This window comes from Cellulomonas iranensis NBRC 101100 = JCM 18110 (genome assembly GCF_001552375.1).
Lineage (GTDB): Bacteria > Actinomycetota > Actinomycetes > Actinomycetales > Cellulomonadaceae > Cellulomonas > Cellulomonas iranensis.
Map to the genome: position 1 here is coordinate 1 of NZ_BCRB01000117.1, position 8,636 is coordinate 8,636.

General features: G+C 77.9%; 12 protein-coding genes and 1 pseudogene. 4 read left to right on the plus strand and 9 right to left on the minus strand.

Annotated elements, in window-relative coordinates:
* Window positions 1-66 precede the first annotated feature (66 nt).
* Genes CS2_RS16735 through CS2_RS16760 form a run of 6 tightly spaced genes read right to left on the minus strand, consistent with a single transcriptional unit; the run spans window position 67 to window position 2,931 of the window.
* A complete protein-coding gene (locus CS2_RS16735; RefSeq protein WP_156442183.1) occupies window positions 67-645 on the minus strand; it encodes a hypothetical protein in 579 nt (192 codons plus the stop codon).
* A complete protein-coding gene (locus CS2_RS16740) occupies window positions 642-1,313 on the minus strand; it encodes a DUF6286 domain-containing protein (RefSeq protein ID WP_070320832.1) in 672 nt (223 codons plus the stop codon). Before CS2_RS16740 ends, CS2_RS16735 begins: the two co-directional genes overlap by 4 nt.
* Window positions 1,310-1,696, minus strand: coding sequence for an Asp23/Gls24 family envelope stress response protein (locus tag CS2_RS16745; RefSeq protein WP_070320833.1), 387 nt, complete (start codon window positions 1,694-1,696; stop codon window positions 1,310-1,312). The genes CS2_RS16740 and CS2_RS16745 overlap by 4 nt, the downstream gene beginning before the upstream one ends.
* A complete protein-coding gene (locus CS2_RS16750) occupies window positions 1,689-1,868 on the minus strand; it encodes a hypothetical protein (protein ID WP_046529848.1) in 180 nt (59 codons plus the stop codon). The genes CS2_RS16745 and CS2_RS16750 overlap by 8 nt, the downstream gene beginning before the upstream one ends.
* Window positions 1,869-1,921: 53 nt before the next feature.
* Entirely contained in the window at window positions 1,922-2,419 is a 498-nt protein-coding gene (locus CS2_RS19590) for a hypothetical protein (protein WP_233421236.1), read from the minus strand.
* The gene (locus CS2_RS16760) at window positions 2,416-2,931 is read right to left on the minus strand and encodes an Asp23/Gls24 family envelope stress response protein (RefSeq protein WP_082131576.1); all 516 of its coding nucleotides are present in this window, start codon (window positions 2,929-2,931) and stop codon (window positions 2,416-2,418) included. The genes CS2_RS19590 and CS2_RS16760 overlap by 4 nt, the downstream gene beginning before the upstream one ends.
* A 190-nt stretch (window positions 2,932-3,121) precedes the next feature.
* Here CS2_RS16760 and CS2_RS16765 point away from each other — a divergent pair, with 190 nt between their 5' ends.
* The 3 genes from CS2_RS16765 (at window position 3,122) to CS2_RS16775 (ending at window position 4,899) form a co-directional block, all read left to right on the plus strand.
* Window positions 3,122-3,706 carry an RNA polymerase sigma factor gene (locus tag CS2_RS16765; RefSeq protein WP_070320834.1) on the plus strand — a complete coding sequence of 195 codons (585 nt, stop codon included), beginning with the start codon at window positions 3,122-3,124 and terminating at the stop codon, window positions 3,704-3,706.
* Entirely contained in the window at window positions 3,697-4,164 is a 468-nt protein-coding gene (locus CS2_RS16770; protein ID WP_070320835.1) for a hypothetical protein, read from the plus strand. Before CS2_RS16765 ends, CS2_RS16770 begins: the two co-directional genes overlap by 10 nt.
* A 114-nt stretch (window positions 4,165-4,278) precedes the next feature.
* A complete protein-coding gene (locus CS2_RS16775; RefSeq protein WP_156442184.1) occupies window positions 4,279-4,899 on the plus strand; it encodes a hypothetical protein in 621 nt (206 codons plus the stop codon).
* 112 nt (window positions 4,900-5,011) lie between these two features.
* On the opposite strand, the gene CS2_RS19595 is transcribed toward CS2_RS16775, so the two are convergent.
* Window positions 5,012-5,791, minus strand: coding sequence for a hypothetical protein (locus CS2_RS19595; protein WP_070320837.1), 780 nt, complete (start codon window positions 5,789-5,791; stop codon window positions 5,012-5,014).
* Between the two features lie 80 nt (window positions 5,792-5,871).
* On the opposite strand from CS2_RS19595, the gene CS2_RS16785 reads away from it, so the two are divergent.
* Complete coding sequence (locus CS2_RS16785) at window positions 5,872-6,975, plus strand: GNAT family N-acetyltransferase (RefSeq protein WP_070320838.1); 1,104 nt, start codon at window positions 5,872-5,874, stop codon at window positions 6,973-6,975.
* A 123-nt stretch (window positions 6,976-7,098) separates the two neighbouring features.
* Here CS2_RS16785 and CS2_RS16790 read toward each other — a convergent pair whose 3' ends face one another.
* Together CS2_RS16790 and CS2_RS19180 are read right to left on the minus strand one after the other, a co-directional pair.
* The gene (locus CS2_RS16790; RefSeq protein WP_070320839.1) at window positions 7,099-7,857 is read right to left on the minus strand and encodes an SRPBCC family protein; all 759 of its coding nucleotides are present in this window, start codon (window positions 7,855-7,857) and stop codon (window positions 7,099-7,101) included.
* A gap of 68 nt (window positions 7,858-7,925) precedes the next feature.
* A pseudogene (locus CS2_RS19180) lies at window positions 7,926-8,636 on the minus strand (ABC transporter ATP-binding protein); the annotation flags it as partial.

An 8,636-nucleotide genomic window follows, 5' to 3' on the forward strand; every position in this document is an offset into this window, starting at 1 on the left:
GGGGCGGGTGGGGTGGGGAGCCAAGGCCAGCCGGGTCGGCGCACGCGAGGAGCGCCGGCCGGCGGGTCAGCGGACGCGGGGGCCGCGCGTGCGGCGCTGGACCGCGAGCCGGGTGCGGGCCGCGAGGTCGTCGAGGCCCGTGACGTCGCGCGTGCGCGCCACGAGGTCGGCGACGTCCCGGGACAGCGCGTCGAGGTCGGCCTCGGGGTCGACCCGCAGCGTGCTGACCAGCACGTGCCGCCCGCCCTCGTGGTCCACGACCGCGCGGGCGCCGAGCACGCCGGGCACGCGGCGCGCCTGCTCGGCGACCTGCGCGGCGAGCGGTGCGACGTCGAGCACGAGCCGGCCGGACGCGTCGGACCCGGCGAGCGGCAGCTCCCGCACGCGCGGCGTGCCGAGGTGCGCGAGCAGCCACCACAGCGCGAGGGCACCGAGCACGACGCCGCTCGCGGTGGCCGCCGCCCCGAACCAGGAGGCCCCGGTCACGTCGGCGACGCGCGTCGGCTCGAGCGCGGTCGGCGCCCCGGGCCACAGGCGGGCCAGCGTGCCCGTCCACCACAGCACCGCGGCCACGCCGACCACGAGCAGCACGACGCCCAGCAGCAGGGCGACCGCGCGGTCCAGGCCGCGCACACGGCGGGTCATCGCGCACCTCCACGGGTCTCGGCGTCCTCGGTCCGGGCGCGGCGCGTGCGGACGACGACGCGCGGCGGGTCGGTCAGCGCAGTGAGCCGCTGCGTGACCGCGACGGCGACGCGCGCCTCGAGCGTGGGGTCGCCGTCGGTCGTCGCGGTGACGGTGACGGCGCGCCGCCCCCAGATGCTGCTCACGTCGAGCACGCCGTCGACCCGGGCGGCGGCTGCCGACGCGAGCCGCGCGACGTCCTGGCCCCGCACGTGCTGCCCGGCGCCCGCGGAGAGGGGCAGGCCGGGGCGTCGGCGCGGCGTGAGCGCGACGACGACGAGCCGCAGGCCCGCGAGCGCGACGACGACCCCGACGAGCGCGACGGGCCACGTCGGCCGCAGCGTGCCGAGCCCGGTGCCGGCGTCCGCGACCCACGACGCGCCGGGCAGCGCGCCGAGCGCCACGAGACCGTCGTGGACGAGCACGACGGCGACCGCGAGCACGACGACCGCGAGCAGCGGGCCGAGCCACGCGAGCGTCCCGGCGGGGCGGGGCGGCGCGTACGGCACGGGCCGGTGGGCCGTGGCGTCGTCGGGTCGGCCGGCGGGCGCCGCGGCGACGGACGGTGCGGGCGCCTCCGCCGGGGCGACGTGCGCACCGGTGCGGGGCACGGGGGTGCCGGTGGTCATCGCACACGCTCCCGGGGTGCGTCGGACGGGTCGGTGACGGCGACGACGCGGACGTCGACGCGGTCGGTGGGCACGCCCGCGAACCGCTCGACGGCCGCGGCGACGGCCTCGCGGACGGCGCGCGCGGTGACGGCCGCGGGTGCTGGCCAGGCGAGCGCGACGTCGACCTCGACCTGCGCACGCGTGCCCTCGACGTGCGCGGACGCGTGCGGCAGGTCGCGGCCCAGCAGCCCGCCGGCCGTGGTGCGCGCGACGCCGGGGACCCGCGCGGCGGCGACGGCGGCGACGCGCTGCACGGCGCGGTCGGCGACCGTGAGGGTGCCGCGCGTGCCGGGGTCGGGCGGTGCCTCGGCAGGCGTGGGCGCGAGGGCGACGTCAGCCACGGCGCCGGCCGTTCGTGAACGTCGTCAGGTCCACCCGGCCCTCGAGCGCGGCACCCACGACCCAGCCCAGGGCGCCGAGCACGAGCGCGAGCAGGAAGCCCGTGAACCCGCCGGCGACGGCGGCGAGCGCGAGCAGCAGACCGGTCAGCAGACCGGCGAGGGACAGGGACATGGGGTTCTCCTCGGGTGCGGGGTGGGGCGCGCGGGGCGGGGTCGCGCTGCGCGTCAGGGGGCGAGGTCGTCGACGACGACGTGGACGTCGCCGCCGACGGCGGCGCGGACGGCCGCGTGCACGGCGCCCGCGGTGGCCCGCAGGTCGGTGCCGAGCCGCAGCACCACGTGGACCTCGGTGGACGTGCCGTCGGGGGTGGTGCGGACGCGGACGCCGGCGACGCGACGGCCGGGCAGGTAGGTGCCGATCTCGCCGAACGGCCCGGGGTGCAGGCCGGTGACGCCGGGCACCGCGAGCGCGGCCGCGGCGGCGAGCTCGGCCGGGTCGGGCGGGTCGACGGGGACGGGCGGCGCGACGGGGACGGGTGCCCCGGCCGGATCGCGCGGCGCGACCGGAACGGGCGGTGCGCCGGGCACGCGCGCCCCGGCCGGATCGGGCGACCCGCCGGGCACGGGCGTCCCGGCGGTGGCGGGCGTCGACCGAGGGCCGACGTCCGCCCCGCCCGGGGGGACGACCCGGGGCGCCGGGGCGTCCGGTCGGTCGGTGCTCATGCCACGCGGGGCTGCGGCTCGGGCTCGGGCTGGGGGTCGTCCTGCGGCAGGTGCACGTCGTTGACCGTGATGTTGACCTCGATCACGCGCAGCCCGGTCATGCGCTCGACGGACGTGATGATGTTGCGGCGCACGCCCTCGGCGAGGTCGACCACGGACACGCCGTACTCGGCGACGAGGTCGACGTCGATCGCGGCCTCCTGCTCGCCGACCTCGACGCTGATGCCCTGCGCGTGGTTGGTCGTGCCGCCGGGGATGCGCTCGCGCAGCGCGCCGAACGCACGGGCCGCGCCGCCGCCCAGGGCGTACACACCCGCGACGTCGCCCGCGGCGATGCCGGCGATCTTGGCGACGACGCCGTCGGCGATCGTCGTGGTGCCGTGCTCGGTCTGCAGCGGGGTCGAGCTCGCGACGCCGCCGCCGAGCGCGGTGTTGCCGCCGCGCGGGCCGCGGTTCGCGGGGCTCGGGGTGCTCGTGGTGGTCGACGTCGGCGTGCTGGTCTGCTCGGTCATCGTTCCTCCTGTGCTGGGCGTGCCGCTGGCTGCGGCCCGGTGGTGCCGGTCGGGTGCCGTGCGCTCGCCGCGCCGCGGGGGCGTGGTGCGCCGACACTGGGTGAGTGCCCGTTGCCGCGTCGACGTCACGGTCGACCTGCTGTGATCTCCATCACACCTCTCCTGGTGCGATCCGCCACCGGAGCGCGCGATGACACCGGCCGTCCCGGCACCCCCGGACGCGCCCGTCCCCGACGACGAGCTCGTCGCGCGCGCGGGCCTCGGCGACCACGCCGCGTTCGCCGAGCTCGTCGCGCGCCACGGCGCCGCGCTCTACCGCTACGCGCGCCGGATGCTCGGCTCCGCGCCCGACGCCGAGGACGCCGTGCAGGACGCGCTGACCGCCGCGTGGCTCGGCGCCGAGGGGTTCCGCGGCGCGTCGAGCGTGCGGACCTGGCTCTTCGGGATCCAGGCCAACTGCGTGCGCCGCGCGGCCCGCACGCGCACCCGCACGCCCGTCCCCGTGACGCCCGACCCGGACGACGAGCGCACCGACCCGGCTCCCGCCGGCGACGACCCGGTGGAACACTTGCTCGCGACCGACCTGCGCGCCGCGCTCGACCTCGCGCTCGCGGACCTGCCCGGCCCGCAGCGCGCGGCGTGGCTCCTGGTCGAGGTCGAGGGCATGCCGTACGCGGACGCGGCGCACGTGCTGGGCACGACGCACGCGGCGGTCCGGGGACTGCTGGAACGGGCCCGCGGGACGCTCGGGAGGAGGTTCGAGACATGGCGGTGAACGACGGCGACGGCACGCGCCGCACGCCCGGCGACGACCTGCTCGACCTCGCGACGGCACAGCTGCGCACCCACACCGACGACGGCTGGGTGTCGGTCGCGCCGCGCGTGCTCGCGTCCGCGCTGCGCGCGGTCCGGCCGTCGCAGCCCGTGCGGGGGCATCACCCCGAGGGCGACTACGTGGTCGCGGCCGACGTCCTGCGCACGTCGGTCCGCGCGCTGCTCGACCCGGACCCGCGCGTCCGGCTGCGTCGGCTCGCGCTGCGCACCGGCCCCGACGACGTGCTCGAGGAGACGGTCGTCGAGGTCTCGGCCGCGTACCTGCAGCCGCTCGAGCCGCTGGCCGACGACGTGCGGCGCACCGTGGCCGCGCACCTGCGCGACGTGCTCGGCGACCCCGACCTGCCCGACGAGGTCGTGCGGGTCGACCTGCTGGTCACCGACGTCCACCGCACCTGACCCCGACGGCCTGCCGTCGACGCCGTGACGCCGACCGCCGCGCGGCCGACCGTCCGTGCCCGACCGCTCAGGCCCGCGGGGCCGCCACCGATGGGCAGGGGACAGGAGGTGGACGTGCAGGGCGTGCAGGCGATCACCGCGCGCATGGCCGCGATCGAGCAGGCCATCGCGACCGTCGGCGCTGCCCGGACGCCGCCGCCCACGACGTCCGTCGCCACGCCCTCCGCCACCGGCACCGCGTTCGCGGCCGCGCTGGCCGCGGAGGTCGCCGGCACCGAGCGCACCACGGGCGCGGCACCCACCGGCACGCTGCCCGCGGTCGACGGCTTCACGCCCGAGCAGGTCGGCAACGCGGCCGCGGTCGTCGCGGCCGGGCGCGGCATGGGCCTGTCGCTGCGGGACCAGGCGATCGGCGTCATGACGGCGATCGGCGAGTCGTCGCTGCGCGTCGTCGACCACGGCGACGCCGCCGGGCCGGACAGCCGCGGCCTGTTCCAGCAGCGCGACAACGGCGCGTGGGGCACGTACGCCGAGCGCATGGACCCGACCGCGTCGGCGCAGAGCTTCTTCCGCGCGCTGCAGCGCGTCGACGGGCGGGACACGATGGCGCCGACGCTCGTCGCGCACGCCGTGCAGCGCAACGCCGACCCGCAGCACTACGCGCGGTCGTGGGACGCGGCGGTCGGGCTCGTCGCACGACTCACCGGCACGACGCCCGCGCAGGTCGCGGGCTGACGCACCGCGCACGTCGCGGGCTGACGCACCGCGCACGTCCGGCGGCACCGGTCGCCGCGCACGACGCCGCGCCGGGCGACGGCGCGCACCCCGGCCCGCACGACCCACGCGGTCAGGCCGCGGCGACCTCGCGCACCCACGCGCCGTCGGCCTGCGCGCGGAAGCCGACGCGCTCGAGGTACGCGATCGCACCCGGCGGGGCGGTCGGCACGACGAGCCGGCGCAGCCCGTGCGCCGCGAACACGTCGGAGTGCCGGTACACGAACTCACCGGGCGTGAAGTCCCGGAACCGCGGGGTCACCCAGTCCAGCGCGACGACGCCCGTGCCGTCGCCGTCGTCGCGCACGAGCACGACGCCGACCGTCTCGTCGCCGCGCACGACGAGGAACGCGAGCTCGTCGCCGGGGGTGCCGGGCGTCGAGGGGTCGGGCACCCGCGCGCCGGCCACGGGGGCGACGGGTGCGGGCAGCCCGGGTGCGGACGAACCGGGTGTGGACGAACCGGATGCTGACGAACCGGAGGCGGGCGCGCCGGATGCAGACGCGCCAGGTACGGACGCACCGACGGCGGGCACGGTGCGGTGCCGCGCGACGTCGTCGGCGTGCACCGCGAGCACGTGCCGCAGGTACGCGTCGTCCGGCGCCACCTCGACCACGGCGTACACCGCGGCGTCGGACCGCTCGCGGCGCAGGCGCCACAGCCAGTACACGTCGATGACCGCGATCGCGCCGTTCATGGCGGCGAACGCCCAGATGCCGAAGACCGCGTTGTACGTGGTCGCGAGGACCGCGCCGACGAGGTTCATCACGCGGAACCGCCACACGCGCGCCTGCATGAGCGAGAGCACGACGAGGACCGAGCCGACCCACCCGACGATCTCCCACCACGGCATCCGAGCAGGCTAGGGCCCGGGGTCCGGTGCGGGCGGCAAACACGTCGACGTGAGACGCGCCGCGATGGATCGTGGGACGCATGACCTCGTGGACCCTGCAGGAGATGCCCGTGCCGTCGTCGCTCGACGCCCCCGACGCGGCGCTGCTGCACGGGCTCGTCGACGCCCAGAACGCGGTCGTGCGGGCGGAGTGGGGCACCGACGACTTCACGACGACCGCGCGCCGGTCGCTGTCCCGGCTGCAGCACCAGGAGTACCAGCGTCGCGTCCGGCTGCTCGCGGTCGATCCCGCCGCCGACCCGGCGGACCCCGCGTCCGTGCTCGGGTTCGCGTGCCTGGACCTGCCGCAGCGGGACAACACGCACACCGGCTGGCTCGAGATCGGCGTGCGCGAGGAGCACCGCGGGGCGGGCGTCGGGGGCGCGCTGCACGAGGCCGCGCTCGACGTGGCGCGCGCCGCCGGCCGCACGCACCTGATGGCCGAGACCGACCAGGCCGTCGAGCCCGCTCCCGGGCCGAGCACGCTCGCCGCGCCGACGGGCGAGGGCCGTGTCGCCGCCGACGCCGCGGGCGTGCGGTTCGCGCTCGCGCGCGGCTGGCGGCTCGAGCAGGTGGCCCGGCACTCGCGGCTCACGCTGCCGGTCGACGCCGCGGCGCTCGAGGCGCACCGGGTCGCAGCCGTCGCCGCCGCGGGGCCCGACTACCGGGCGGTGACGTGGGAGGACGCGACGCCCGACGCGTGGGCCGACGCGATGGCCGAGCTCCGCACCCGCATGAGCACCGACGAACCCACGGGCGGGCTCGCGGTCGAGGAGGAGCACTGGGACGCCGCACGCGTGCGCGCGCTCGACGCGGAGTACGCGGAGCGCGACGAGCACCGGCTGACCACGGCGGTCGAGCACGTGCCGTCGGGGCGGCTGGTCGCGTACTCGGGCTTCATGATGCCGCCGCACACGCAGGACTTCGTGTGGCAGGAGGACACGCTCGTGCTGCGCGAGCACCGCGGCCACCGCCTCGGCATGCTCGCCAAGACCGTCCAGCTGCAGGCGCTCGTCGCGCGCCGCCCGCAGGTCCGCCGCATCAGCACGTGGAACGCCGAGGAGAACCGCTGGATGCTCGCGATCAACGTCGCGCTGGGCTTCCGCCCGGCGGGCGGCACGGGCGTCTGGCAGCTCACCCTCTGAGGCGAGCCGCCACTGGTCACTTCGGGGCACCCCAGGCAGGACATCCGCTCCCGAAGTGACCAGTGGTCACCACCGGGTGCACCGAAGTGACCAGTGGGCGCCACGCGCTGCGGACGACCCGGGTCAGAGCACGGCGGCGCGCTGCGGGGCGCCCCACCAGCCGGCCCACCGGCGGCGGGCCTCGGCGAGCACCTCGTCGTCGAGCCCGTAGGTCGACAGGGTCGCGTCGATCGTGCCGTGCGGCGGGTGCGCGGCGGCGGGCCGCATCACGAGCACGAGCAGCGACTCGGCGATGCCGTGCACGTGGATCCCCACCTGGTGCTCGGTGCGGTACCGCAGCGTCCCGCCGAGCCGGGATCCGTCGGGCCGCACGACCTCGACGTGGGCACCGACGGGCAGGCCGCGCACGCCGTGCAGCCCGGCACGGAACAGCAGCGGGTCGCTGCGGTCGCCCGCGTCCAGGCCGTGCGCCGAGAGCGTCACGCGGTCCTGCCCGAGGTGCACGTCGAGCGCGAACGCGAGCTGCTGGACGAACTGCGTCCAGCCCTCGTCGATCTCGTCGAACACGCCGTCGAACGGGGCGAGCCCGGCGTGGCTGCGGCGCGTGAGCGCGACGTGCGAGCGGCGGGGCGTGTCGTCGCGCGTCGTGACGACGATCCGGTCGTGGTGCCCGAGCTCGAGCGTCCGGGTCGCGACGCCGTCGGCGTGCTCCTCGTGCTCGTGCACGGCCCCGCGGAAGATCTGCCGGATCTCGGCGTCGAGCGTGTCGGAGTCCCACCCGAACCACCGTGCGACGAGGTCCGGGTCGCGCAGGTGCGCCCAGACGATGGCGGCGGGTGCGTCGACGTCCACGGAGACGACCTCACGACGATCGAGCAACATGGCTGCTCCCTCGGTTCCACGGCGGGCCTGCGGGTCCGGCGGGGCGTCGGCGACCCGTACCTGCGACGTTAGCCCGGGAGGCCCGCGACCGCAGCGGCGTCGACCCGCAGGGCGACGCGTTCACCCGCCGCGCACGTCCAGCCCGCGGGTGCGAGCGCGCTCACACGGCCCACGCCGGCGACCTCGACGACGACCTCGGTGCGCCCCCGCCGCGACCGCACGACCTCGACCCGCCCGTCGACCGCGGCACCGGCATGGTGTCGGTCGTCGCTGGCGGGCCCCCCGACGGCGGACCCGGACGCTGCGCCGGGCACCGTGCCGACGGACCCCGGGCCGTCGACCGCGGCACCGGCCGCGTGGTCGGCTCCCCCGCGCTCGGCGCCCTCGCCGCCCGGGACGACGACGAACGCACCCGCCGCGAGCGCGAGCACGCCCCCGGCGGGCAGCAGGGCGACCCCGGCGCTGCGCGCGGCACCGACGAGCGCGGCGACGGCGGGCGGCACGGCGTCCCCCGCCGCGGGCACGGGCACGGGCACGAACGCCTCGTACCCGAGGAACTCGGCGACGCGCCGCGACGCGGGCCGCGCCCACAGGTCGGCGGGCGACGCGACCTGCAGCAGGCGCCCGGCGTCCATGACGGCGACCCGGTCGGCGACGGCGAACGCCTCGTCCTGGTCGTGCGTGACGAACAGCGCCGTGGTCGCGGTCGCCACGAGCACGTCGCGCAGGTCGAGCGCGAGCCGCTCGCGCAGGCCGCGGTCGAGCGCGGACAGCGGCTC